Source organism: Kitasatospora sp. NPDC059648 (assembly GCF_042734825.1).
In the GTDB taxonomy this organism is placed as follows: Bacteria; Actinomycetota; Actinomycetes; order Streptomycetales; family Streptomycetaceae; genus Kitasatospora.
On sequence record NZ_JBHWDU010000027.1, the window covers coordinates 17,258 to 42,073 of the forward strand.

A 24,816-nucleotide genomic window follows, 5' to 3' on the forward strand; every position below is an offset into this window, starting at 1 on the left:
GCCGGTTCGGGCGGGCGGGGGCGGCGCAGGGGGGGGGGGGGGGCGGGCGGCCCCGCGGCCCCCCGCCCCCCCCGCTCCTGGGGCGGGCCCGGGGCCGTCCCGCGGGGTCCCGGGGCCCCCGGCCCACGGCCCCGAGGGACAGCCCTACACCCACTCCTGCTGCCGCGCCAGGTCCGCCTTCACCTCGGCGAGCTGGACCGCGACGGCCGAGGGGGCGGTGCCGCCGCGCCCGTTGCGGGCGGCGATGGCGCCGTGCACGCTGAGCACCGAGCGGACCTCGGGGGTCAGGTGCTCGGAGATCGAGGCGAACTGCTCGTCCGTGAGGTCCCCCAGCTCGATGCCCTCGGCCTCGCAGACCTTGACGCAGGCCCCGGCGACCTCGTGCGCGACCCGGAACGGCACGCCCTGCTTGACCAGCCACTCGGCGATGTCGGTGGCGAGCGAGAAGCCGGCCGGGGCCAGCTCCTCCAGCCGCTCCCGGTGCACGGTGAGGGTGGCCATCATCCCGGTGAACGCGGGCAGCAGCACCTCCAGCGTGTCGCAGGAGTCGAACACCGGCTCCTTGTCCTCCTGGAGGTCCCGGTTGTAGGCGAGGGGCAGCGCCTTGAGGGTGGCCAGCAGGCCCGTCAGGTTGCCGATCAGCCGGCCGGACTTGCCGCGGGCGAGCTCGGCGATGTCCGGGTTCTTCTTCTGCGGCATGATCGAGGAGCCGGTGGAGAAGGCGTCGTGCAGGGTGATGAAGCCGAACTCCTTGGTGTTCCAGATGATCACCTCCTCCGCGATCCGGGAGAGGTTGACGCCGATCATCGCGGTGACGAAGGCGAACTCGGCGACGAAGTCGCGCGAGGCGGTGCCGTCGATGGAGTTGCCGGCCGAACCGCCCTCGAAGCCGAGGTCGGCGGCGACCGCCTGCGGGTCGAGGCCGAGCGAGGAGCCGGCCAGCGCGCCGGAGCCGTACGGCGAGACGGCGGTGCGGGCGTCCCACTGGCGCAGCCGCTCGGCGTCCCGGCCGAGGGCCTGCACGTGCGCGAGGACGTGGTGGGCGAAGAGCACCGGCTGGGCGTGCTGGAGGTGGGTGCGGCCCGGCATCGCGGTGTCCGGGTGCGCCTCGGCGAGGCCGACCAGGGCCTGCTGGAGGTCGAGCAGCAGGCCGCCGATGGTCCTGGCGTGGTCCCGCAGGTACATCCGGAACAGGGTGGCGATCTGGTCGTTGCGGGAGCGCCCGGCCCGCAGCTTGCCGCCGAGGTCGGCGCCGAGGCGCTCCAGCAGGCCGCGCTCCAGGGCGGTGTGGACGTCCTCGTCGGCGACGGTGCCGACGAAGGTGCCCGCCTGGACGTCGGCGAGCAGTTGGTCGAGGCCTGCCAGCATGGCGGACAGCTCCTCGTCGGAGAGCAGGCCGGCCTTGTGCAGCACCCGGGCGTGAGCCTTGGACCCGGCGATGTCGTACGGGGCGAGGCGCCAGTCGAAGTGGACGGAGGCCGAGAGCCTGGCCAGCGCCTCGGACGGGCCGTCGGCGAAGCGCGCGCCCCAGAGGCGGACGTCGGAGGACTGCTGGGCGGTCATCGCGGTGGCTCCTTACACTTGTGCAGTGGGTGGCATAAGTATGCATGACCTCGTATGAAACACAAAACCCCTGCCGCAGGGGTTCCGCGGCAGGGGTTCGAGGTCGGACGGGTGCTACTGCGCCTTGGCCTGGGCGAGTTGCATGAGGTGGTCGGCCAGCGCCTGGCCTCCGGCGGGGTCGCGGCTGATCAGCAGCACGGTGTCGTCACCCGCGATGGTGCCGATGATCTCGAACACCTCGGCCTGGTCGATCGCCGAGGCGAGGAACTGCGCGGCCCCGGGCGGGGTGCGCAGCACGACCAGGTTGCCGGACGCCGTGGCGGAGACCATGAGCTCGCCGGCCAGCCGGGCCATCCGGCCCTCGCTGGCCGACTCCCCCATCGGCGCGCGCGGCGTGCGGTCGCCGCCCTCGGCCGGGACGGCGTAGATCAGCGCGCCGTCCCGGTTGCGGATCTTGACCGCGCCCAGCTCGTCCAGGTCCCGGGAGAGGGTGGCCTGGGTGACCACGAGTCCGTCGTCGGCGAGCAGCTTCGCGAGCTGGCTCTGCGAACGCACGGGCTGGCGGGTGAGCAGGTCCACGATCCGCCGGTGGCGCGCGGTGCGGGTCTGCGGGACCTGCGGCGTCGGGCCGGCGGCGGACGGGCCGGAGCGGGAATCGGTCATGTGATTATTCTCCCGGACAGCGGTCAACTCGCATCGGCCGGGGCGCTCTCGCGCACCGTCCGGAGGATGCCCGGCAGCGCGGCGAGGAAGGTGTCCGCCTCCTGCTCGGTGAGCACCAGCGGCGGCGCCAGCCGTACCGCGTCCGGGACCGCGGCGTTCACCAGGAAGCCCGCCTGCTGGGCGGCGGCCTGGATCCGGGCGGAGACCGGCTGGGTGAGCACGATGCCGAGCAGCAGCCCGGCCCCGCGCACGTGCGAGACCAGCGGGTCGCCGATCGCCTCGATGCCGTGCCGCAGCCGCTCGCCGGTCTTGCGGACGTGCTCCAGGAGGCCCTCGGACTCGATGGTGTCCAGCACCGCGAGTCCGGCCGCGGCGGCCACCGGGTTGCCGCCGAAGGTGGTGCCGTGCTGGCCCGGGGTGAGCAGCTCGGCGGCCTCGCCGAAGGCCAGTACCGCGCCCATCGGCAGGCCGCCGCCGAGCGCCTTGGCCAGCGTGACGACGTCCGGCTCGACGCCCTCGAAGGCCTGGTGGGCGAACCAGTACCCGGTGCGGCCGATGCCGGTCTGGATCTCGTCCAGGACCAGCAGGGTGCCGGTGGCCCGGGTGATCGCGCGGGCGGCCTCCAGGTAGCCCTCGGGCAGCGGGATCGCGCCGTTCTCGCCCTGGACCGGCTCCAGGAAGACGGCGGCGGTCTCGGTGGTGACGGCCGCGCGCAGCGCCTCGACGTCCCCGAACGGGACGTGGGTGACGTCGCCGGGCAGCGGGCGGAACGGGTCCTGTTTGGCGGGCTGGCCGGTGAGCGCGAGGGCTCCCATCGTCCGGCCGTGGAAGCCGCCCTGGAGGGCGACCAGGTGGGTACGGCCGGTGCGCCGGCTGATCTTGAACGCGGCCTCGTTGGCCTCGGCGCCGGAGTTGCAGAAGAACACCCGGCCGCCCGCGCGGCCGTCCAGCCGGAGCAGCCGCTCGGCGAGGGCGATGGTCGGCTCGGCCATGAAGAGGTTGGAGACGTGGCCGAGGGTGGCGATCTGCCTGCCGACGGCCTCGACGACCGCCGGGTGGGCGGTGCCGAGGGCGTTGACGGCGATGCCGCCGAGCAGGTCGGTGTACTCCTTGCCGTCGGCGTCCCAGAGCTTGGCGCCCTCGCCGCGCACCAGTGGGATCCGGGGGGTGCCGTAGTTGTCGGTGAAGCTGTGCTGCCACCGTTCGGTGAGCTGTTCGTTGTGCGTCATGCCAGTCCCCCGGTCACGGTCGGTTCGTCGTCCGGCACGACCATCGTGCCGATGCCCTCGTCGGTGAAGATCTCCAGCAGCAGGCTGTGCTGCACCCGGCCGTCCAGCACGCGGGCGGTGCCCACGCCGGAGCGGACGGCGCGCAGGCAGCCCTCCATCTTGGGGAGCATGCCGCTGGCCAGACCGGGCAGCAGTGCCTCCAGTTCGCCGGCGTTGAGCTGGCTGATCACGTCGTCGGAGTTCGGCCAGTCCTTGTAGAGGCCCTCGACGTCGGTCAGCACCACCAGCATCTCGGCGCCGAGGGCGACCGCCAGCGCGGAGGCCGCGGTGTCGGCGTTGATGTTGTAGACGTGGCCGTCGGCGCCGCGGGCGATCGAGGAGATGACCGGGATCCGGCCGTCGGCGATCAGCGCCTTCACCGCGCCGGCCTCGATGTTGACGATGTCGCCGACCAGGCCGATGTCGACCTGCTCGCCGTCGACCACCGCGTAGCGCTTGACGGCCGTCATGGTGTGGGCGTCCTCGCCGGTCATGCCGACGGCGAACGGGCCGTGCTCGTTGAGCAGGCCGACCAGCTCGCGCTGGACCTGGCCGGCCAGCACCATCCGGACCACGTCCATGGTCTCGGGGGTGGTGACGCGCAGCCCGTTGGTGAAGTTGGACTCCAGACCGAGCCTGTCCAGCTGGGCGCTGATCTGCGGGCCGCCGCCGTGCACCACGACGGGGTGCAGTCCGGCGTAGCGGAGGAAGACGACATCCTGGGCGAAGGCCGCCTTGAGGCTCTCGTCGACCATGGCGTTGCCACCGAACTTGATCACGATGGTCTTGCCGTGGAAGCGCTCCAGCCAGGGCAGCGCCTCGATCAGCGTCATGGCCTTGGGCAACGCGGTGTTGTTGCGGGCCTGTTCGCCCTTGGGTGCGATCTGCACGGGATTCCCTCGTCGATGGGGGTCCCCCGGCCGAAGGCTGGGGGAGGATGTCGCGGATCAGCGGACGGGTGGTCGGCGGACCGGCTCTCGGCGGATCAGCTGGAGTAGGCGCTGTTCTCGTGGACGTAGTCGGCCGTGAGGTCGTTGGTCCACAGCGAGGCGCCGGCCGTACCGGCGTTGAGGTTCGCGGTGATGACGACGTCGCGGGCCTTCATGTCCACCAGCTCGCGGTCCTCGCCCACGCCGCCGTCCTTGCAGACCCAGACGCCGTTGATGGCCACGTCGAGCCGGTCGGGGTCGAAGGCGGCGCTGGTGGTGCCGATCGCGGACAGCACCCGGCCCCAGTTGGGGTCCTCGCCGTGGATGGCGCACTTGAGCAGGTTGTTGCGGCTGATCGTGCGGGCGACCTCGACGGCCTCGTCCTCGGTGGCGGCACCGGTCACGTCGATCCGGATGTCCTTGCTGGCGCCCTCGGCGTCGCCGATCAGCTGGCGGGCCAGGTCGGCGCTGACGGTGCGGACGGCCTCGGCGAACTCGGCGCGGTCCGGGGTGATGCCGGTGACGCCGGAGGCGAGCAGCAGCACGGTGTCGTTGGTCGACATGCAGCCGTCGGAGTCGATCCGGTCGAAGGTGGTCCGGGTGGCGCCGCGCAGCGCCGCGTCCAGCTCAGCGGAGTCGAGGTCGGCGTCGGTGGTGAGCACGACCAGCATGGTGGCCAGGCTCGGGGCCAGCATGCCCGCGCCCTTGGCCATGCCGCCGACCGTCCAGCCGGCCGGGCTGGTGAACTGGGCGGTCTTGTGCACGGTGTCGGTGGTCTTGATGGCGATCGCGGCGGCTTCGCCGCCGGTCCCGCTGAGCTGCTGGGCGGCCAGGGTGACGCCGGGCAGCAGGACGTCCATCGGCAGCCGGACACCGATCAGGCCGGTGGAGGCGACGGCGACCTCGCCGGCGTTGAGCCCCAGCTCCGCGGCGACGTGCTCCGCGGTGGCGTGGGTGTCCTGGAAGCCGGCCGGGCCGGTGCAGGCATTGGCGCCACCGGAGTTGAGGACGACGGCGGAGACCTGACCGCCCTTGAGGACCTGCTGGGACCAGAGCACGGGCGCGGCCTTGACCCGGTTGGCGGTGAAGACGCCGGCCGCGGCGAGCGAGGGGCCGTCGTTGACCACCAGGGCGAGGTCCGGGGTGCCGGAGGCCTTGATGCCAGCGGTCACGCCAGCGGCGCGGAAGCCCTTGGCGGCGGTCACGCCGGTGTTCTGGATGGTCACGGTGCGACTCCGTTCAGCGGAAGGCCCAGCTCCTCGGGCAGGCCGAGGGCGATGTTCATGCTCTGCACCGCGCCGCCCGCGGTGCCCTTGACGAGGTTGTCGATCGCGCTGATCGCGACGATCCGCCCGGCGGCGGCGTCCAGGGCGACCTGGACCAGGGCGGTGTTGGCGCCGTAGACGCTGCTGGTCTGCGGCCACTGCCCCTCGGGCAGCAGGTGGACGAAGGGCTCGTCCTGGTACGCCTCGGCGTAGGCGGCGCGCAGGCTCTCGGCGCTCACGCCCGGCTTCGCCTTGGCGGAGCAGGTGGCGAGGATGCCGCGCGGCATCGGGACGAGGGTGGGGGTGAAGGAGACCGTCACCGGTTCACCGGCGACCGGGGTGAGGTTCTGCACCATCTCCGGGGTGTGCCGGTGCACGCCGCCGACGCCGTACGGGCTGACGCTGCCCATGACCTCGCTGCCGAGCAGGTGCGGCTTGGCGGCCTTGCCCGCGCCGGAGGTGCCGGACGCGGCGACCACCACGGCCTCGGGCTCGGCGAGCCGGGAGGCGTACGCCGGGAAGAGCGCCAGGGAGACTGCCGTCGGATAGCAGCCGGGCACGGCGATCCGGTTGGTGCCCTTCAACGCGGCACGGTGGCCGGGCAGTTCGGGCAGGCCGTAGGGCCAGGTGCCAGCGTGGGAGGTGCCGTAGAACTGCTCCCAGTCGGCGGCGGCCGAGAGCCGGAAGTCGGCGCCGCAGTCGACCACCAGGACGTTCTGGCCGAGTGCCTCGGCGACGGCGGCGGACTGGCCGTGCGGCAGCGCCAGGAACACCACGTCGTGGTCGGCCAGCACCTCGGGGGTGGTGGGCTGGAGGACGCGATCGGCCAGCGGGAGCAGGTGCGGCTGGAGCGCGCCCAGTCTGCTGCCCGCGTTCGAGCCGCCGGTCAGCGCCCCGATCTCCACCTCGGGGTGGCCGAGCAGCAGGCGCAGCACCTCGCCGCCCGCGTATCCGCTCGCGCCGGCGACGGCGACTCGCAATGCCATGGCGTTCCTCCTTCGTCGTGGCATGAATATACGCGGGAGGGAAAATCCATGCAAGGCTGGGTCACCCTCGGAGTCCTAGGGTGGTGCGATGGGTTTGGGGATCGAAGTGATCGTCGCGGACTGGCCCCGGGTGGAGGCGGCCGCGCCGGGCGAGCGGGAGGACCTGCTGATCGACGCAGCCTTCGGCGAGGTGTTCCACACCGACGACCCGGCCGAGCACGGCTGGTACTGGCCGACGGAGCCGGGCGAGGACTGGTACGGCCGGTACGCCTTCCGGAACAGCATGGGCTCCTTCAGGCCGCACTTCCTGGTCGGCCACCGCTGGGACCACCTGCGCGACTTCGTCGCACCCGAACTGCGCGACCCGCTGGACCGGTTCAACGACGTGCTGTTCTGGCACGCCCTGGAGGACCTCACCGGCACCGGCGCGGGACTGCCCGAGCAGCCCTGCACCTGGGACGCGGCGCTGCTGCTGTGGCTGCCGCCCGAGCAGGTGCCGGTAGTGGCCGGCTGGTGGCGGGAGGTGGCGCCCCGGCTGGGGCGGCTGCGCGCGCCCTTCGACCGGCACGCCGCCGAACCCGGCGCGGACGTCGGGAGCTTCGAGGAGTGGACCGAACTCCTCACCGACTGGGGCCGGGTGGTCACCGAGGCGCAGCGGCGCGGCTGGGGCGTGGTCGGACTGCGCTGCTGACCGGGCCGCGCGTTACCGCTTGACCGCGCGCAGCACCACGAACTTGGGGTTCCCGGCCACGAGTTGGCAGTTGCCGAACAGCTTGCGCAGCTTGACGTGGTACCCGAGGTGCCGGTTGCCGACCACCCAGAGCTCGCCACCGGGGCGCAGCGCCCGCCGGGCACCGGTGAACATCCGCCAGGCGGTGGCGTCGGTGGTGGCCTGGTGGGAGTGGAACGGCGGGTTGTTGAGCACCAGGTCCACCGAGCCGGCCGGGAACACCGCCGGATCGAGCGCGTCGGCGGTGCGGAACTCGGCCGGGGCGTCCGGCCCCAGGTTGGCGCGGAAGGTCTCCTCGGCGGAGGCCACCGCCTGGTGGGACTCGTCCACGAACACCAGCTCGGCACCCGGCCCGGCCAGCGCGGCGGCCGTGCCGACCACGCCGTTGCCGCAGCCGAGGTCGACCACCCGGTCCCCGGGGGCGGGGGTGGGCAGGTGGGCCAGGAAGAAGCGGGTGCCGATGTCCAGCCGCTCGGCGCAGAAGGTGCCCGCGTGGTTGACCACCGTACGGCCGGCGGCCGGACCGATGTCCGGCGGCAGCGCGTAGCGGTGCGGCCACGGGCTGGGACCGGGGTCGAGCGCCGGGTCGGGGGTGCAGAAGATCAGCCGGGCCTTGCGGACCGCCAGGGAGGTGCGGGTCGGGCCGAGGACCTTCTCGAACAGCTGCAGGGTGGAGGTGTGGATCTCGGTCACCATGCCGGTGCCGACCACGACGGTGCCGGGGTGGACCGCCGGGGCGAGCCGGTGCAGCTGGTCCTCCAGCAGGGCCAGGCTCTTGGGGACGCGCACCAACAGGACGTCGATCCGCTCCGGCGGGGTGTCCCGGGTGGTCAGCAGCCGGGCCTCGTCGACGTCGGCGCCGGCCCTGGCGAGGTTCTCCCTGGTGGCCTGCCGGCCGAGGTGGGAGTCGGTGATCTGGACCGGTCCGTACGGCGCCAGCGCGGTGGTGAGCGCACCCCAGCGGTCGCCGAGGACGGCGATCCGACGGCCGGCCAGCTCCGTCGGAAGGCCGTCGGCGCTGTCGGCGTCGCCGGCGAGGTGGCGCAGCAGGTACTCGTCGGCCGCGTCCCAGGCCCGCAGCCGCTCACGCGGGTCCACCGGGAATCGGGTGAGGTCGAGGGCGCCCCAGGGCGTGGCGAACGAGTGGGCCGGCACGGGCCCGGCAGGCGTGGTCTGCGGATTCATCGTGTTCTCAGGCTATCCGAAGGCCGCCTGGGAACTGTTCGGGCAGATACTGGAAGTGCCCGACCGAGAGGGGTGAGGGCGATGGACTGGAAGCTCGAAGTCGTGGTGATCCCGGTGGCGGACGTGGACCGCGCGAAGCTGTTCTACGAGGAGCAGGCCGGCTTCACGGTGGACCACGACACCCGGCTGCGTGACGGGGTCAGGGTGGTCCAGCTGACTCCCCCGGGTTCGCGCTGCTCGATCGTGGTGGGCACCGGGGTGATCGACTCCGCACCCGGCTCGGTGAAGGGGCTCCAGCTGGTGGTCGCCGACATAGAGAAGGCGCACGCGGAACTGGCCGCGCGCGGCGTGGAGGTCAGCCCGGTCCAGCACTTCGTGGCGGGCACGCGGGTGGACGGTCACGGCGAGGCCTGGAACAACTTCGTGTTCTTCAACGACCCGGACGGCAACGGCTGGGCGGTCCAGGAAGCGCCCGCGGCCGCTTAGGGCGCGGCTCGTGGGACGTGGGACGCGGGCCGGGACGCGGCGTGGGGAGCGGCGCGGGAGGCGGCCCCGGACGCGGCTTGGGTAGGCTCCGGGGATGGCTGAACACGAGGGAAGCGTGCGGGTGGACGTCTGGATCTGGTCCGTCCGCCTGGCCAAGACGCGTTCGCTGGCCGCGGCCGCCTGCAAGGCCGGGCACGTACGGGTGAACGGCGAGCGGGCCAAGCCCGCCCAGACGCTCAAGCCCGGGGACGAGGTCCGGGTCCGCGAGGAGGGCTACGAGCGGATCGTCGAGGTGCGCAAGCTGATCCGCAAGCGGGTCGGGGCCCCGGTCGCGGCGGAGTGCCTGGTCGACAACAGCCCGCCGCGACCGCCGCGCGAGCTCACGGCACCGGTCTTCGAGCGGGACCGCGGCGCGGGGCGCCCGACCAAGCGGGAGCGCCGCGACCTGGACCAACTGCGCGGGCGGTAGCCGGCCGTCGCGCTACGCCGCCACCGCCTCGTCGAGCACCCGGGCCAGGAAGGCGTCGAGGTTGAGCACGGTACGGGCGACCTGGTCCTCCAGCGGCAGCGACTCGTCGGGGCGGGTGACCAGGGTGGACTTCTTCAGCCCGCGGACGTAGAGCGAGCAGGCCAGATCGGCGCAGATGTACGTGCCGACGGTGTTGCCCTCGCGCCCGGCGGCCCCGGCCCGGCGGGCGGCCAGCAGCGCGACGCCCGACCCGGCGTGCGCGGTGATGCACAGCGAGCAGACGTTGGTCTTGGTCAGGCTGCGCCGGACCATCGGCGAGCGCATCGTCACCCCGACCAGCTCGCCGCCGTACGGCGCCACCAGGTACGCCCGGTCGGGCGCGCCCTGGTCCCGCCAGCCGAGGAAGTCCAGGCTCTCCCAGGGCAGTTCGGCCAGACCCCGGGGCAGGTTGAGCCGACGGGCCTCGCCCTTGGAGCAGTTGACGAAGGACGCGCGGATCTCTGGGTCGCTGAGGGGTTCCATGGCGCGGAAGCTAACATCGCCCGCCCGGCACTGTCGCGTCATTTTCTCCCGGTACGCACCGGGTGGGCGGCCTGCAGGGCGAGCCGCCGCGGGGCGTCCTCGCCGATCCGGGTGAGCAGGTCGTCCAGGGCGAGGAAGGCCTCCCAGCGCTCCCGGCCGGTGGCCTCGGCGAGCCGGTCGACCACGAGGTCCTCCAGGCCCTGGACGCGCTTGTTCTTCCAGGCCTTGTCGGCCAGGCTGACCAGCAGCTCCTCGGTGGTGGTGCCGGGTTCGCCCCAGCTCGCGTGGCTGCGGGCGAAACGGGCCAGCGGCTCGGCGACGCCGTGGGCCAACAGCAGGGCGTGGCCCGCGGGTTCGTGCGCGGAGCCGGGGCCGGAGAGCTCCTCGGAGTGGACGACCTTGCCGATGTCGTGGGTGGCGGCGCCGAAGCTGACGGCCTCGCGGTCGACGGACAGGCCCTCGGCCCCGCAGAATTCGACGATCTGCTCGGCGACCTGGTGCACGAGCGCGAGGTGGGCGACCAGCCGGGGCGGGGCGCCGACGGCCCGCAGCAGCTCGGCGGCGGCGGACGGCAGGGGCGGGAGCGGCGGCAGTGCGGGGGTCACGCCGCAGGGTATCCGGGCCGATGAGGGGTTGTCAGTGCTCGGCCGTAGTCTGCGACGGCCGGTCCCGACGCCGGAGGGGGGCGCCGGGACCGGCCATGCGTCGTGTCCCCCAGGCCTGTTGTCCCTTCAGGCCTTCACCCTTTCGGGCCGTTCGGGTCTTCACGCCTTCGGGTCTTCACGCCTTCGGGTCTTCACGCCTTCGGGCCTTCACGCCTTCGGGCCTTCACGCCTTGACCGCGACGCCCGCGTACGCGGAGACGTCCTGCCAGCCCTCCGGCAGTTCGGCGGTGCGGACGTGCCCCGCGACCGGGCGCCAGAGCGGAAGTTGGACGAGGCCGGGCCCGACGAACTCGAAGTCGCCGAAGAAGGGTTCGACGCCCGCGCGGGGCCGCAGCACCAGCGGGGCGCTGGCGCTCCTGTAGATCCGGGCGCCCTCGGCGGCGCTCTCGCGGGAGGCGAAGTCGGGGCTGCCGTGGGAGAGGATCAGGGCGCTGCCGGGGGCGAGCGCGTCGCGCAGGGTGCGGACGATCCGCTCGGCGCCCTCCTCGTCGCGGATGAAGTGCAGCACCGCTACGAGCATCAGCGCGACGGGCTGGGAGAGGTCGACGGCGGCGGCCAGCGCGGGGTGGCCGAGGATCGCCTCCGGGTCGCGCAGGTCGGCCTCGATGACCGAGGTGTGCCCGGCCGGATGGCCGGCCAGCAGGGCGCGGGCATGGGTGGCGACGATGGGGTCGTTGTCCACGTACACGACCCGGGCGTCCGGGGCGACCCGCTGGGCGACCTCGCTGGTGGAGCCCACGGCCGGGATCCCGGTGCCGATGTCGACGAACTGGCGGATCCCCCGGCCCGCCGCGAACTCGACGGCCCGGCCGAGGAACTGCCGGTTGGTGCGGGCGAGCAGCGGCAGCGCCGGGTAGGCGGCTATCGCGGCCTGGGCGGCCTTGCGGTCCGCCTCGAAGTTGTCCTTGCCGCCCAGGTAGTAGTCGTACATCCGGGCGGTGTGCGGGATGCCGGTGTCGAGCTCGCTCGGCGGCTGCCAGTCGTCGGCTCTGGCCCACTCCCAGCCGGTGCGGGTGTCCCGGTCGACGGCCGTGGTGTCCTCGTGCATCCTGTTCCGCCCCCAATGCGCAATGCCGGAATGTGCCTACTGCCCCGTAACACGCGGTGCGCGGCGATCGTATCCAAGGACACGCCTTGGAAACAGCGGGAGTTCAGGTTTACGCAACACCCGCGAAAGCGAGTGTGTGCACGTCAAAGCCAGTTCGGACGGCGGCGCCGGATCGCCGGGCGGCGCCGTGCTCTCTATGCTGGCTGCCGATGACTGCCGACCGCCGCACCGTACTGCGCACCGCCGCCAAGCTGGCCGCCCTGTCCGCCTCCGGCGGGTTCCTCACGTCCTGCGGCAGCAGTCCGCCCCGTCGCGCCGAGCCCGGGGCGGCGCTCGCCGCGCACCCCGGCAGTGTCGACCCCCAGCACACCACCGACCCCGCGTGGAACGGAGGCGAGGGGCCCGCCTCCCCCGCCTCGCCCTCTCCGGCGTCCACCGCCACGGCGACCCCGGCCGCCGCCCAGCCCTCCGTCCCGCCGACCCCGCCGACCCCGCCGGTGCTGACGCCGCTGGCCGCCGGCACGCCGTACGAGGTGGTGCACGGACCGCGCACCGCCAAGAACGTGGCGCTCACCTGCCACGGCAGCGGCGACCCGAAGCTCGCCACGGCCCTGTTGGAGGCCGCCGAGCAGCGCGGCGCCAGGCTCACGGTGATGGCGGTCGGCAGCTGGCTGGACCAGCAGCCGCAGATGGTCCGGCGGATCCTGGACGCCGGCCACGAGCTGGGCAACCACACCCAGAACCACCTCAACATCTCGGCGATGACCCCGGATCAGGCCCGCGCCGAGATCGCCCAGTGCGCCGACCGGCTGAAGGCGCTGAGCGGCTCGATCGGCCGCTGGTTCCGCCCCTCCGCCGCCCAGTACGCCACCTCGATGGTGGCCGAACAGGCCAGGGCGGTCGGCTACGAACACGTCCTGTCCTTCGACGTCGACCCTCGCGACTACAGCGACCCGACCGCCGCCGAGCTGCAGCGCCGGGTGCTGAGCGCGGTGCGCGGCGGCTCGGTGGTGGCCCTGCACATGGGCCACCAGTGCACCGTCGACGCGCTGCCGGCGATCCTGGACGGGCTGGCCAAGGCAGGACTCAAACCGGTCACCGCCAGCCAGCTGTGCGCCTGAGCGGCCGATCGGGTCGATCGCACCGGGGCCGCGCCGGGCCGGTCAGGCCATCGGGTCGTCGTCCTTGTACGGGCGCAGCCGCAGCGTCCGGGCGTCCGCCGCCCGGATCTCATCGGCCCGCCGGACCAGCTCCTCCAGGTCGTCCCGCCCGGCGTGGATGAACCGCCCGTGCAGGGCGTCGAAGCGGCCGCGGGCGGCGTCCACGGTGACCGCGACCATGTACGGGATGGAGCCCCAGTCCTTCATGTCCCGGAACATCGGCATCGCGGCGGTCATGTCGGTGGCCACCGCACCCGGGCTGATGTCGAGGACCACGACGTGGTGCTGGGCCAGCGAGTCCGCCATGTTGTCGGAGAGCTGGAGCAGCGCGCCCTTGGAGGTCGCGTACGCGGTGTAGTTGCCGTCCGGGCGCACCGCGAATCCGGAGTTGAGGTTGACCACCCGGCCGCTGCGGCGGGCGACCATGCCGGGCAGGACGGTGCGCAGCAGGTTGTAGGGTCCGCGCAGGTTGGTCTCGATCACCTGCCACCAGTGGTTGGGGTCCGTCTCCCACAGCGGCACCTCGGCGCGGTCGACCTGGCCGGCGTTGTTGACCAGCAGGTCGATCGGCCCGAGGTCGCGCTCGACCAGGCGGACGGCCTCGCGCACCGAGCCGTGGCGGCATACGTCGGCGGTGACGGCGACGCCCCGGGAGCCGTGCTTGACGCACTCCTTGAGGGTGGCGGTCAGCGTGTCGTGGGTGCGGCCGACCAGGCCGACGGCCATGCCCTCGGCGGCCAGCCCGATGGCGATCTCGCGGCCGATGCCCCGACCGCCGCCGGTGACCAGGCCGACCTGTCCTGTGAGCGATCCCATCGGCACCTGTGCTCCCTTCCCGCGCCCGGCCCCCGTCTGCGGCATTCTGTCGGGCGCCGGGCGACGGCGGCCCCGGGCACACGCACGGGCGGCGCGGCCTCACCCGGTCGGAGGACCCGTCCGCCCGGCACCGCGCCGGGTGGCGCGCTGGCACTGCGCCGGGGAGGGGGTGACCTACTCGCCGGTACGGAGTAGTAACGTCGTCGGGGCGGTGACCGGTGCACCCATTCCGGTACACCGACCCGTTGACCAGCAGCTCGCTGGGCCACCAGTTCGCTGGGCGACCCCCAGCACCACCGAAGGGCAACTGAGTGAGTGACATCGCGCGCGTCGGAGTAGTCGGCTGCGGCCTGATGGGGTCGGGCATCGCCGAGGTCTTCGCCCGGGCCGGACTGGACGTCATGGTGTCGGAGGCCAGCGGTGAGGCGCTGGAGTTCGGGCGCACCCGGCTGACCAACTCCCTTGAGACGGCGGTCAAGCGCGGCAAGCTGACCCCGGAGCAGCGGGACGAGGCGCTGTCCCGGCTGTCCTTCACCGTCGAGCTGTCCGACTTCGCCGACCGCGACCTGGTGGTCGAGGCGGTCGCCGAGCGCGAGGACGTCAAGGTCAAGATCTTCGAGACCCTGGACCGGGTGATCGAGCGCCGCGACGCGATCCTGGCCTCCAACACCTCCTCGATCCCGATCGTGAAGCTGGCCGCCGCCACCTCCCGCCCGGAGCAGGTCATCGGCCTGCACTTCTTCAACCCGGCACCGGTGCAGAAGCTGGTCGAGGTCATCCCGACCCTGACCACCTCGGCCGCCACCACCGAGCGGGTCGAGACCTTCGCCTCCCAGGTGCTCGTCAAGGAGCCGATCCGCGCCCGCGACCGGGCCGGCTTCGTGGTGAACGCGCTGCTCGTCCCGTACCTGCTCTCCGCGGTGCGGATGTTCGAGTCCGGCGTGGCCACGGCCTCCGACATCGACAAGGGCATGGAGGCCGGCTGCGCCCACCCGATGGGTCCGCTGCGGCTGTGCGACCTGATCGGCCTGGACACCATCGTGTCGATCGCCGAGTCGATGTACGACGAGTACAAGGAGCCGCTGTACGCCGCTCCGCCGCTGCTGTCCCGGATGGTCGACGCCGGCCTGCTGGGCCGCAAGTCGGGCCGCGGCTTCTACGACTACACCGCGAGCGCCTGACCCTCGGCGGGTTCCCGGCAGGGCCGGCTACTTGACGCCGGCCTCGGCGCAGGCCTGCTCGTACTGCTGGGTGCAGATGTCGGCCGCCTTGTAGAGCCCGCCGGCGACGACGGTGGCCTCCACCCTCGGCTTGGTCACCACGATCGGGGTGAGCAGCAGCGAGGGGATGCTCAGCCCGCCGCTGTCCGTGGACGAGGTGGCGGTGGTGCTGATGTCCATGCCCTCGGCCAGCTGGACGGCGATGGTGCCCGCCGCCTCCGTCTCGGGCTTGTACGGCTTGTAGATGGTGTAGGCCTGCTCGCCCGTGAGCACCCGGCGGACGGCGTCGATGGAGGCGTCCTGGCCGCCCACCGGCACGTTCTTGATGCCCGCGGCCTTCAGGGCGTCGATGACGGCGGCGGCCATCCCGTCGTTCGCGGCGTAGACGGCCTGGATGCCGTTCTTCCCGAGGCTCTGGATGGCCTCGTTCGTCTTCGCCGTGGCCACCTCCGGCTTCCACTCGCCGGACTGCTCGTAGGCGATCTTGACCTTGCCGTCCAGCGCCAGGTGCGCGCCCGTCTTGAACTGCGCCGCGTTGGGATCGGATTCGGCGCCGTCGATCATCACGACGTTGGCCGAGGAGGCCTTCGGGCCGAGGGCGTCGAGCAGGGACTGGCCCTGGAGCCGGCCGGTCTGCTGGTTGTCGAAGGAGACGTACGCGGCGACCTTGCCCTGGGCCAGCCGGTCGTACGCGACGACCTTCACGCCCTTGGCGTTGGCGGCGTCCACCCACGGGGCGGTGAGCTTGGCGTCGACCGGGTCGAGCAGGATGACCTTCACGCCCTTGGCGACCAGGTCGTCGAACTGCTTCTTCTGGACCTTCGCGTCGCCGCCCGCGTTGGCGTAGCTCACCGTGCACTTCGTGCAGAGGCCCGACACCGTCTGCTCGATCAGCGGCTTGTCGAACGCGTCGTACCGGGTGGACGACGTGTTCTCCGGCAGCAGCAGACCGATGCCCTCGGCGCCTGCGCCTGCGCCTCCGCCGGCCGCCGGCGTCTGGGGCGCGACGGTCTGTCCGCAGGCCGTGAGGGCGAGTGCGAGCGACGCGGCGGCCGTGCCCGCGGCCGCGAGACGCATGGGTCTGATCATGATCGGTGGTGCCTCCTGTGCTGCGCCGCAACTCTGCGGCAGAGGACGGAGTCAAACCCCACCGGGCGAACGCGTCAATGCGGGCGGGATCCTTCGTTATCCCCCTGCTCGATTCGTTATGGGATGAACAGGACTTTCACACTCCCTTGGGTATTTCGCGGGGGGGGAGGGCTGGAGGCCGGTGCGGCGGGAGACCGGGGCGAACGGCCTCCCGCCACTGCTCCGGCCCGGGCTCAGCTGTTGATGCTGTAGCTGTCGCCGTAGACCTTCCACTTGAGCGGCGGGTTGAGGTCGAAGTTCTTGGCGTTGAGGAACACCAGCTGCTCGGTGTCGACCCGGCTGGTGTCGGAGTGCGCGGCCTCCTTCTTCATGACCACCTTGCGGGCGTCCAGGAAGGCCTTGAGGTAGGTGGCCTCGTCGCCGCCCTGGGCGGGCGTCCTGGCCTTCTTCATGGCGGCGGCGCGGATGCCGCCGAAGCTGTCGGAGCTGTTGCCCGGGCCGTGCATCACGATGGCGTCGTAGTAGGCGAACTGGCCGAGCGCGCGCAGGCCGTCGGCCTTGGCCTGGTCGACGGCGGGGTCGAAGTACACCCGGTCGCGCTCGTCGTTCTGGGCCTGCTGGAAGGCCGGGTCCTTGGCGGCGGCGGCCCAGTCCCTGGTGAAGGCGGTGCCGAGGCCGGCGTGCGAGTCGCTGCCGTTGACCTTCTTGAGCGCGGGCAGGTACTTGGCGAGGACATTGCCGGGCTTGAGGTCGGTGTAGTGCTGGACCAGCTCCAGCATGTCGCCGGTGCCCGAGCAGAAGCCGATGATCCCGGCGGTGTAGCCGCGGCCGTCACCGATGTCCTCGATGTACTTGTACTGGGCCTTCCAGTCCAGCGAGGAGTTCTCCGCGCTGGACACCAGCTGCATCGCGATGTCCTTCTTGTGCGGGTCGTCGAGGCCGACGCCCTTGAGCTGGACGGAGGCCGCGGCCGCGGGGGCGGCCTGGGCTGCCGAGGTGGCCGCGACGGTGAGGGGCGCGGCCACCAGGGCGGCGGCGAGGGCCAGGCGGAGGGCACGACGGGGCTGAGGGCGCATGAGGTGCTCCGGTTCCTCGTAGGGTTAGGAAACCTTCCTAACGAGAAGCAAACGCCCCGGCCTCCCGCCCTCGCAAGGGGTTTGACGCATTCACTTCAGGTCAGTGTGAACGACCCAGGTCAGGCCGCCCGGCGCCGCACCCACCACACCGCGGCCGCGCAGAGCGCCACGGCCAGCAGGGTCGTCCAGCCGAACTCGATCCACTGGAACGGCCAGAACCGCTCGGCCGGCTGGTACACCTCGTGCACGGTGTAACCGCCGTCGCGCACCAGCGCCTGCAGGTCGTCGTAGCTCCTGCCCAGGTGGTAGAAGTCGTTCTCGGAGATCCGGTTCCCGGCCGGGTCCGAGTACCAGGCGCTCAACACCCAGCGGTCGTCCACCGCCAGGGACGTCATGGTGTGCACCGGTTCCTCCAGCGGCGTCATGTAGTGCGAGCGCACGGCCTCGGAGAGGAACGGCAGGGCGACCGAGGCCGCCAGACCGAGGCCCACCGCGAGCACGGTGCGGCGCAGCACCGCGCCGGCCAGCGCCGCGACCCCGAAGGCCACCAGCACCCGGCCGGTCAGCACCGGCGACGCCTGCACGAAGAGGTCCGGGTGGAACTGTCCGCCCATGAGGGTCAGCGGCGCGCTCCACCAGCGCAGCACCAGCCCGAACAGCGCCGCCACCACGGCCAGCACCGCGCCGCCCAGCACCAGGCCGCCCGCCGTCCAACGCCCCCGGCCGGCCCCCTGGGTCCAGGCGAAGCGCACCGTGCCGTGCTCGAACTCCCTCGCCAGCAGCGGGCCGCCGAGGAACGCACCGAACACGCCGCCGAGGACGTAGGCCACGCTGCCGAGCACCGGCATGCTGTCCGCGTACTGGTGCAGGTACCGCTTGAACGTGGCCGCGCAGGCGGCGCTGGCGGGATCACAGGAGCCCGCGCCCGTGCGGTCCAGACCGTCGTGCAGGTACCAGCCGTGGAGCAGCAGGACGAGCGAGGTCACGCCCATCACCGTGAGCAGGGCCAGCAGCGCCGGCCGGTGGCGCAGCCCGGCGGCCCGCAGGACGGCGGAGCGGGGCGGGGCGAGGGTGGTCGAACTCACGACAGTACCTTCTGGTTCGTAGCCTGCTGGTTCGTACGGACGGCCCCGCGCGGGCCGGGCAGGGCGGAGGCGGTCGGCTCGCGCAGGTAGGCGAGCACCAACTCCTCCAGGCCGATGCGCTGCTGGCGCCAGCCGTCGGAGACCGGGGCGTCCACGCCGCCGGTGCGGACCAGCAGGTGGGACTGGCTGCCGGCCCGGCGGTCGCGGACCACCGGCAGGCGCTCGGCGACCGTGTCCGCCCCGGCGGTCGGTCCGGTGAGCATCCGGTGGCCGCCCAGCAGCTCGTCCACCTCACCCGACACCTGGACCCGGCCGCCGGCCAGCACCACCAGGTAGTCGCAGCTCTGCTCCAGCTCGTTGACGGCGTGCGAGGAGAACATCACCGAGAGGCCGTCCTCGGCCACCGCGGTGAGCAGCACGGACATGAAGTCGTGCCGGGCGAGCGGGTCGAGCGCGGCCAGCGGCTCGTCCAGGAGCAGGAGTTCGGGCCGCTTGGCGAGGGCCAGGGCGAGCGAGACCTGGGCCTGCTGGCCGCCGGAGAGTCGGCCGTACTTGCGGTCCAGCGGGATGCCGAGGCCGTCCAGGTGGTCGCGCGCCCGGGCGTCGTCCCAGCGACGGTTGAGGTGGCGGCCGATCGCGAGCAGGTCGCGCACGGGCAGGCCGGGGTAGAGGGCGGCGTTCTGGGCGACGAAGCCGATCCGGTCCAGCGCCCGGGGTGAGCCGGGGAGTTGGTCGCCGAGGACGGTCATCGCGCCCTCGCTGGGCAGGGTGAGGCCGGCGGCCAGGCTGAGCAGTGTGGTCTTGCCGGCGCCGTTCGGGCCGACCAGGGCCACCACGTGGCCGGCCGGGACGGCGAGGTGGCAGTCCCGCAGCGCCCAGGAGCGGCGGTAGCGCTTGCCGATGCCACCGCAGTCGATCACCGTGTCCGTCGCCATCACGCCACCACCCCTTCGTGGCCCTCGCGCAGGTCGCGCAGCGCGTCCTCGAACACCGCGACCATCCCCCCTTCGTCCAGCCCGGCGGCCCGCGCCGAGCGCATCCAGTCCAGCAACCCCCGCCGCAGCGCGGCCCGTTCGCGCAGCGGCACCACTCCGGCGGGCAGCCCGCGCACGAAGGTGCCCTGGCCGCGTCGGCCCGCCGCCAGCCCGCGGTGCTCCAGTTCCCGGTAGGCCTTGAGCACGGTGTTGGGGTTGATCGCCAGCCCGGCGACCACCTCGCGCACCCGGGGCAGCCGGTCCCCCTCCGTCAACCAGCCCATCCGCAGCGCCTGTTCGACCTGCTGCACCAGCTGCAGATAGGTCGGGACGCCGGAGGCCGGGTCCAGGCGGAACTCGATCGGAGAGGGCTGGTCGGCGCCTTTATCTAGTTCCATAGTTAATGAGTTAAGTGGACATGGTGACGGATTGTCAATCCGGGAAAGGCAAAGGGCCCCGTCCGGACCGAGGTGGTCCGGGCGGGGCCCTTCGCAGGCCCTGCCGAGAGAGGTCAGGCCCCGCGCAGCACCGCGCCGGTACGGCTGACGGCCTCGGCGACGGCCGCCTCGCGGGCGGCGGTGGCCTCGTCGGCGGTCAGCGTGCGGTCGGCGGCACGGAAGCGCAGCGCGTAGGCCAGCGACTTCTTGCCCTCGCCGACCTGCTCACCGGTGAACACGTCGAACAGCCGGATGGCCTCCAGCAGTTCGCCCGCGCCCGAGCGCAGCGCGGCCTCGACCTCGGCGGCCGGGACGGCGGTGTCGACGATCAGCGCGACGTCCTGGGTGGCCACCGGGAAGCCGGAGACCGCCGGACCGCTGACCTTCTCCGGGCCGTCCGCCGTCAGCAGGTCGATGTCGACCTCCATCGCCGCCGAACGGGCCGGCAGCCCGAGCGCCTTGACCACGCGCGGGTGCAGCTCACCGGCGTGGCCGACCACCCGGTCGGTGCCGGCCACGACCAGCTCGGCGCAGCGGCCAGGGTGCCAGGGAGCCCGCTGGCCCTGGCGGACGGTCAGCTCGACGCCGGCCGCGCGGGCCACCGTACGGGCCGCCTCGACGGCGTCCGCCCAGGAGGCCTGGTCGCCCTTGCCCCACCAGCCGGAGGGCAGCCGCTCGCCCGCGAGGGCGACGGCGACCCGGCGCGGCTGGTCCGGCAGCGCGGCGTCCAGCGCGGCCAGCTCCTCGTCGCTCGGCCGGTGGTCGACGGCCGGGCGCGGGGCCACGGTCAGCTCGTCCTTCGGCAGGAACACGGTGCCGGTCTCGTAGATCGCCAGGTCGGTGTTGCCCCGGCCGATGTTGCGGCGCAGCGCGCCGAGCAGGCCCGGCAGCAGCGTGGTGCGCAGCGACGGTTCCTCGTCGTTGAGCGGGTTGACCAGCTTGACCGTCCGGCGGCGGCGGTCGTCCGGCTCCAGGCCGAGCGCCTCGAAGGCGGCCTCGCCGAGGAACGGGTAGTTGTTGACCTCGACGTAGCCCGCCCCGGCCAGCGCGACGCCGATCCGGCGGTGGACCCGCTGGGCCTCGGTCAGGCCCTTGCCCGGCGGCACGTTCGGCATCCGGGCGGGGACGTTGTCGTAGCCCTCCAGCCGGATGACCTCCTCGGCGAGGTCGTACGGGTCGGTCAGGTCGGGCCGCCAGGTCGGCGGGGTGACCTCCAGGACGTCGGCGCCCGCGACCGAGCAGCCGATCTCCTGCAGGCGCCGGGTGACGGTCTCGCGGCCGTAGGTGGTGCCGGCCACCCGGTCGGGCAGGTCGGCGGCGATGGTGATGGTGCGCACCGGGTGCGGGGCCGCGATGTCGGTGACCCCGGCCTCGGCGGTGCCGCCGGCGATCAGCACCAGCAGGTCGACGGCGCGCTGCGCGGCGGCGCGGGCGGCCTCCGGGTCGACGCCGCGCTCGAAGCGCTTGGACGCCTCGGAGGGCAGCTTGTGGCGCTTGGCGGTGCGGGCGATGGAGACCGGGTCGAAGTGCGCGGCCTCGATGATCACCTCGGTGGTGCCCGGACCGGCGGCCGGGTCGAGGATCTCGGTCGAGGCGCCGCCCATCACGCCGGCCAGGCCGATCGGGCCGCTGTTGTCGCAGATCAGCAGGTCCTCGGCGGCCAGCTTGCGCTCGACGCCGTCCAGGGTGGTGAGGGTCTCGCCCTCGGCCGCCCGGCGGACCGTGATCGGGCCGTCCACCCGCTGCTTGTCGTACGCGTGCAGCGGCTGTCCGACCTCCAGCATCACGTAGTTGGTGATGTCGACGGTCAGCGAGATCGGGCGGATGCCCGCCTTCTGCAGGCGGCGCTGCAGCCAGATCGGGGACTTCGCGTTCGGGTCGACGCCGACGACCGTGCGGGCCACGAAGCGGTCGCAGCCGGCCGGGTCGTCGACCTTGACCAGGTAGCCGAAGGAGTTGGCCGGCGGCACGTCCAGCAGCGCCGGGTCGGCCAGCGGCAGCCCGTACGCGGCGGCGGCCTCACGGGCCACGCCGCGCATGGACAGGCAGTAGCCGCGGTCCGGGGTGACGGCGATGTCCAGCACCTCGTCGACCAGCTGGAGCAGCTCGATGGCGTCCGTGCCGGGCTCGTACTCCGGCGGGAGCACGATGATGCCGTTGTGGTCGTCGCCCATGCCCAGCTCGCGGGCGGAACAGATCATGCCGGCCGAGGTGTGGCCGTAGGTCTTGCGGGCCGAGATCGGGAACGGGCCGGGCAGGACGGCGCCCGGCAGCACGACCACGACCTTGTCGCCGACGGCGAAGTTGGTCGCGCCGCAGACGATCTCCTGCGGCTCGCCGGTGCCGTTGGCGTCGCCGACGTTGACGAAGCAGTGCCGGATCGGCTTCTTGAAGCCGGACAGCTCCTCGATGGAGAGCACCTCGCCGACCACCAGCGGGCCCTTGAGGTCGGCGCCGAGCCGCTCGACGGTCTCGACCTCCAGGCCGGCCCGGACCAGCCGCTCGGCCACGTCACGGCCGGTCTCGCCCGCGGGCAGATCGACGTACTCGCGCAGCCAGGAAAGCGGGACGCGCATCAGATCTCCATCCCGAACGGGAGGGTGAAACGCACGTCACCCTCGACCATGTCGCGCATGTCGGCGACGTTGTGACGATTCATCAGGATCCGCTCCAGGCCGAGGCCGAAGGCGAAGCCGCTGTAGCGGTTCGGGTCCACGCCGCAGGCGACCAGCACCCGGGGGTTGACCACGCCGCAGCCGCCGAGCTCGATCCAGCCCTCGGAGGAGCAGGTGCGGCACGGGCGGTCCGGGTTGCCGACGCTCTCGCCGCGGCACACGAAGCACTGCAGGTCGATCTCGGCGCTCGGCTCGGTGAACGGGAAGTACGACGGGCGCCAGCGCAGCTCCAGGCCGCCGCCGATCAGCTTCTCGACCAGCACCTCGATGGTGCCCTTGAGGTCGGCGAAGGTGATGCCCTCGTCGACGGCGAGGCCCTCGACCTGGCGGAACACCGGGGTGTGGGTGGCGTCCAGCTCGTCGGTCCGGTAGACCCGGCCCGGGCAGACCACGTAGATGGGGGGCTCGCGGTGGAGCATGGTGCGGGCCTGGACCGGGGAGGTCTGGGTGCGCAGCACCACGCCGGAGTCGGCGGAGCCGTCCGGGGCCTGGACGAAGAAGGTGTCCTGCATCGAGCGGGCCGGGTGGTCCGGGCCCAGGTTGAGGGCGTCGAAGTTCAGCCACTCGGCCTCGACCTCGGGACCCTCTGCGACCTGGTAGCCCATCGCGACGAAGGTGTCCTCGATGCGCTCGGCCAGCGTGGTCAGCGGGTGCCGGGCGCCGCGCGGGGTGCGGTCGTAGGGCAGGGTGACGTCCACCGCCTCCTCGACCAGCACGCGGGCGTCCCGCTCCGCCTCCAGCTCGCCCTGCCGCTTGGCCAGGGCCTGGTTGACGGCCCCGCGGGCCTGGCCGATCAGCTTGCCCGCGGCGGCCTTGGCGTGCGGCGGGAGGGCGCCGATCTCGCGGTTGGCGAGCGAGAGCGCGGAGCGGTCGCCGGTGTGGGCGACCTTGGCCTGCTTCAGCTCGTCGAGCGTGGTGGCGGCGGCGAAGGCGGCGACGGCCTCGTCCCGCGCCTGCTCCACCACCTCGGGCTTGAGGGCCTCGACCTCGACCGGGTCGTACGACTTGTTGGGTGCCGACATCTCTATCTTTCCCGTGCTCCTGCTCGTCCGTGCTCAGGTGTGTGGGCTCGCCTTCGCGTCACGCCCGGCGGGGCCGGGGCACGGGCAGCCCGTCTCCGTACTGACGGGGAGGGGTGTCCGCGGCTCAGCCGCGCAGGGCGTTGCGCAACGCCAAAGGTCGAGTGTAGTCGCAGCGCGTAGCGCGGCTGCCGTCAAGCCCGTCCGGACCCCGACCGCAACATGCTGTATCGGTCGCCCATGCTCTTTCAGAGCATGAAGTCGGGCACCCCGGCGGGCAGGATAAATCGGAACCGGGCCCCGCCACCGGGCGCGCGGCCGACCCTGATCGAGCCGCCGTGGGCCTCCACGATGCCCTTCACGATGTAGAGCCCCAGGCCGGTGCCACCGCGCTTGGAGCCCCGCCAGAAGCGGGTGAAGACGCGCGGCATCGACTCCTCGGGGATTCCGCTGCCTTCGTCGCTCACGGTGACCGCTGTGCCTTCCAGGATGCGGGGCGGGGTGCCGGAGCGCTCCCAGACGGGCGCCTCGACGACCTCCTTGGCCGGTGCCACCTCGATGGTGACAGTTCCCTCGCCGTGCCGCACCGCGTTTTCCAGCAGGTTGGCCAGCACCTGGTCGACCTTGTCCGGGTCCGCCCACAGTACGGTCAGCGGCTCGGTGATCCGGATGTCGAAGCGCTCCTCGGGGATGCCGGTGGCCACCTTGCGCTGGACGTGCCGGCGCACCGCGGCGGCCAGGTCGACGACCTGCTTGCGCAGTTCCAGCCGCCCCGCGTCGATCCGGGAGATGTCCAGCAGCTCGGCGATCAGCCGGGTGACCCGGTCCGCGTCGGCGTCCACCGTCTCCAGCATCAGCCGCTTCTGCCCGTCGGTGAACCGCTCCCACTTGGCCAGCAGCGTCGCCGTGAAGCCCTTGACGCTGGTCAGCGGGGAGCGCAGCTCGTGCGCGACGGTGGCGATCAGCTCGGCGTGGCTGCGCTCGGTACGGCGCCGGGCCTCGGTGCCGCGCAGCGCGATCACCAGGCGATCCACCGGCCCCATGGGCACCGCCCGGACGTACCGGGCGGAGACCAGCACCTCCCGGCCGCCGGGCAGCAGCAGGTTGCGCTCGGGCTGGCGGGTGCGGATCGCCAGGCCGCCGTACGGATCCGTCAGCTGCCACCAACGGCGGCCGTCCAGGTCCTCCAGCGGCAGGACGTCCTCCAGCGCGCTGCCGAGCGCGGCTTCCGGGAGCACGCCGGTGAGCCGGGCCGCGGCCCGGTTGAAACAGACCACCCGGCCCGTCGCGTCGGCGACCACCAGGCCGTCCGGCAGGTCGTCCGGGTCGAGCTCGGCTCCGCTGCCGACCATGGGTTGCCTCCCCGATTACCCACCGTGCCGTTCCCCACACCGAGGCAGACCCTAGCGCCTCGCAGGCCCCGGCAGTAGGGCTTGCAGCGTGGTGACCCCGGCGCGCCCGGGGCGTGTCAGCCGTCGGACGGGGC

24 protein-coding genes are annotated in these 24,816 nt (G+C 72.8%); 5 read left to right on the forward strand and 19 right to left on the reverse strand.

The genetic code is table 11. From position 1 onward, the window contains the following. Positions 1 to 144: 144 nt before the first annotated feature. The 6 genes from argH to argC form a co-directional block, all read right to left on the reverse strand. Complete coding sequence (gene argH / locus ACFV1W_RS18210; protein ID WP_380417682.1) at positions 145 to 1,563, reverse strand: argininosuccinate lyase; 1,419 nt, start codon at positions 1,561 to 1,563, stop codon at positions 145 to 147. A gap of 114 nt (positions 1,564 to 1,677) precedes the next feature. Continuing rightward, complete coding sequence (locus tag ACFV1W_RS18215) at positions 1,678 to 2,226, reverse strand: arginine repressor (RefSeq protein WP_270148298.1); 549 nt, start codon at positions 2,224 to 2,226, stop codon at positions 1,678 to 1,680. Positions 2,227 to 2,249: 23 nt separating this feature from the next. Beyond that, positions 2,250 to 3,455 (reverse strand): acetylornithine transaminase, encoded by a 1,206-nt coding sequence (locus ACFV1W_RS18220; RefSeq protein WP_380417684.1) that lies wholly within the window; start codon positions 3,453 to 3,455, stop codon positions 2,250 to 2,252. Continuing rightward, positions 3,452 to 4,327, reverse strand: coding sequence for an acetylglutamate kinase (gene argB, locus ACFV1W_RS18225; protein ID WP_380417806.1), 876 nt, complete (start codon positions 4,325 to 4,327; stop codon positions 3,452 to 3,454). The genes ACFV1W_RS18220 and argB overlap by 4 nt, the downstream gene beginning before the upstream one ends. 152 nt (positions 4,328 to 4,479) lie before the next feature. Next, positions 4,480 to 5,643 carry a bifunctional glutamate N-acetyltransferase/amino-acid acetyltransferase ArgJ gene (gene argJ, locus ACFV1W_RS18230; RefSeq protein ID WP_380417808.1) on the reverse strand — a complete coding sequence of 388 codons (1,164 nt, stop codon included), beginning with the start codon at positions 5,641 to 5,643 and terminating at the stop codon, positions 4,480 to 4,482. 2 nt (positions 5,644 to 5,645) lie between these two features. Next, on the reverse strand, positions 5,646 to 6,674 hold the full coding sequence (argC, locus tag ACFV1W_RS18235; protein ID WP_380417686.1) for an N-acetyl-gamma-glutamyl-phosphate reductase: 1,029 nt from the start codon (positions 6,672 to 6,674) through the stop codon (positions 5,646 to 5,648). A gap of 88 nt (positions 6,675 to 6,762) precedes the next feature. Here argC and ACFV1W_RS18240 point away from each other — a divergent pair, with 88 nt between their 5' ends. Continuing rightward, the gene (locus ACFV1W_RS18240) at positions 6,763 to 7,365 is read left to right on the forward strand and encodes a hypothetical protein (RefSeq protein WP_380417688.1); all 603 of its coding nucleotides are present in this window, start codon (positions 6,763 to 6,765) and stop codon (positions 7,363 to 7,365) included. Positions 7,366 to 7,377: 12 nt separating this feature from the next. Here ACFV1W_RS18240 and ACFV1W_RS18245 read toward each other — a convergent pair whose 3' ends face one another. Beyond that, positions 7,378 to 8,589, reverse strand: coding sequence for a methyltransferase (locus ACFV1W_RS18245; protein WP_380417689.1), 1,212 nt, complete (start codon positions 8,587 to 8,589; stop codon positions 7,378 to 7,380). An 81-nt stretch (positions 8,590 to 8,670) separates the two neighbouring features. Between ACFV1W_RS18245 and ACFV1W_RS18250 the strand changes: the two genes are divergently transcribed. Together ACFV1W_RS18250 and ACFV1W_RS18255 are read left to right on the forward strand one after the other, a co-directional pair. Next, positions 8,671 to 9,075 carry a VOC family protein gene (locus ACFV1W_RS18250; RefSeq protein ID WP_380417691.1) on the forward strand — a complete coding sequence of 135 codons (405 nt, stop codon included), beginning with the start codon at positions 8,671 to 8,673 and terminating at the stop codon, positions 9,073 to 9,075. 94 nt (positions 9,076 to 9,169) lie between these two features. Next, positions 9,170 to 9,544: an RNA-binding S4 domain-containing protein gene (locus ACFV1W_RS18255; protein ID WP_380417693.1), complete on the forward strand. Its 375-nt coding sequence runs from the start codon at positions 9,170 to 9,172 to the stop codon at positions 9,542 to 9,544. A 12-nt stretch (positions 9,545 to 9,556) separates the two neighbouring features. On the opposite strand, the gene ACFV1W_RS18260 is transcribed toward ACFV1W_RS18255, so the two are convergent. From ACFV1W_RS18260 to ACFV1W_RS18270, 3 genes are all read right to left on the reverse strand, one after another. Beyond that, positions 9,557 to 10,066: an FBP domain-containing protein gene (locus tag ACFV1W_RS18260; protein ID WP_380417695.1), complete on the reverse strand. Its 510-nt coding sequence runs from the start codon at positions 10,064 to 10,066 to the stop codon at positions 9,557 to 9,559. 38 nt (positions 10,067 to 10,104) lie between these two features. After that, on the reverse strand, positions 10,105 to 10,671 hold the full coding sequence (locus tag ACFV1W_RS18265; protein ID WP_380417697.1) for an HD domain-containing protein: 567 nt from the start codon (positions 10,669 to 10,671) through the stop codon (positions 10,105 to 10,107). 223 nt (positions 10,672 to 10,894) lie between these two features. Then, on the reverse strand, positions 10,895 to 11,779 hold the full coding sequence (locus ACFV1W_RS18270) for an SAM-dependent methyltransferase (RefSeq protein WP_380417699.1): 885 nt from the start codon (positions 11,777 to 11,779) through the stop codon (positions 10,895 to 10,897). 209 nt (positions 11,780 to 11,988) lie between these two features. On the opposite strand from ACFV1W_RS18270, the gene ACFV1W_RS18275 reads away from it, so the two are divergent. Continuing rightward, positions 11,989 to 12,900, forward strand: coding sequence for a polysaccharide deacetylase family protein (locus ACFV1W_RS18275; RefSeq protein WP_380417701.1), 912 nt, complete (start codon positions 11,989 to 11,991; stop codon positions 12,898 to 12,900). Positions 12,901 to 12,942: 42 nt separating this feature from the next. Here the strand turns inward: ACFV1W_RS18275 and ACFV1W_RS18280 are convergent, their stop codons facing one another. Continuing rightward, entirely contained in the window at positions 12,943 to 13,755 is an 813-nt protein-coding gene (locus tag ACFV1W_RS18280) for an SDR family NAD(P)-dependent oxidoreductase (protein WP_380417703.1), read from the reverse strand. Between the two features lie 311 nt (positions 13,756 to 14,066). Between ACFV1W_RS18280 and ACFV1W_RS18285 the strand changes: the two genes are divergently transcribed. Continuing rightward, complete coding sequence (locus ACFV1W_RS18285) at positions 14,067 to 14,936, forward strand: 3-hydroxybutyryl-CoA dehydrogenase (protein WP_380417705.1); 870 nt, start codon at positions 14,067 to 14,069, stop codon at positions 14,934 to 14,936. 27 nt (positions 14,937 to 14,963) lie between these two features. Here the strand turns inward: ACFV1W_RS18285 and ACFV1W_RS18290 are convergent, their stop codons facing one another. The 8 genes from ACFV1W_RS18290 to ACFV1W_RS18325 form a co-directional block, all read right to left on the reverse strand. Next, on the reverse strand, positions 14,964 to 16,052 hold the full coding sequence (locus ACFV1W_RS18290) for a substrate-binding domain-containing protein (protein WP_380417707.1): 1,089 nt from the start codon (positions 16,050 to 16,052) through the stop codon (positions 14,964 to 14,966). Positions 16,053 to 16,297: 245 nt separating this feature from the next. Then, positions 16,298 to 17,140 carry a chitosanase gene (locus tag ACFV1W_RS18295; RefSeq protein WP_380417709.1) on the reverse strand — a complete coding sequence of 281 codons (843 nt, stop codon included), beginning with the start codon at positions 17,138 to 17,140 and terminating at the stop codon, positions 16,298 to 16,300. Between the two features lie 119 nt (positions 17,141 to 17,259). Next, complete coding sequence (locus tag ACFV1W_RS18300; protein WP_380417711.1) at positions 17,260 to 18,225, reverse strand: ABC transporter permease subunit; 966 nt, start codon at positions 18,223 to 18,225, stop codon at positions 17,260 to 17,262. Continuing rightward, positions 18,222 to 19,160: an ATP-binding cassette domain-containing protein gene (locus tag ACFV1W_RS18305; protein ID WP_380417713.1), complete on the reverse strand. Its 939-nt coding sequence runs from the start codon at positions 19,158 to 19,160 to the stop codon at positions 18,222 to 18,224. Before ACFV1W_RS18305 ends, ACFV1W_RS18300 begins: the two co-directional genes overlap by 4 nt. Further along, positions 19,160 to 19,597 (reverse strand): GntR family transcriptional regulator, encoded by a 438-nt coding sequence (locus ACFV1W_RS18310; protein WP_380417715.1) that lies wholly within the window; start codon positions 19,595 to 19,597, stop codon positions 19,160 to 19,162. The genes ACFV1W_RS18305 and ACFV1W_RS18310 overlap by 1 nt, the downstream gene beginning before the upstream one ends. A 113-nt stretch (positions 19,598 to 19,710) precedes the next feature. Further along, on the reverse strand, positions 19,711 to 22,212 hold the full coding sequence (gene pheT / locus ACFV1W_RS18315) for a phenylalanine--tRNA ligase subunit beta (RefSeq protein ID WP_380417717.1): 2,502 nt from the start codon (positions 22,210 to 22,212) through the stop codon (positions 19,711 to 19,713). Continuing rightward, positions 22,212 to 23,333, reverse strand: coding sequence for a phenylalanine--tRNA ligase subunit alpha (pheS, locus tag ACFV1W_RS18320; protein ID WP_380417719.1), 1,122 nt, complete (start codon positions 23,331 to 23,333; stop codon positions 22,212 to 22,214). Before pheS ends, pheT begins: the two co-directional genes overlap by 1 nt. Before the next feature lie 245 nt (positions 23,334 to 23,578). After that, positions 23,579 to 24,682 (reverse strand): ATP-binding protein, encoded by a 1,104-nt coding sequence (locus ACFV1W_RS18325; RefSeq protein WP_380417721.1) that lies wholly within the window; start codon positions 24,680 to 24,682, stop codon positions 23,579 to 23,581. Positions 24,683 to 24,816 lie beyond the last annotated feature (134 nt).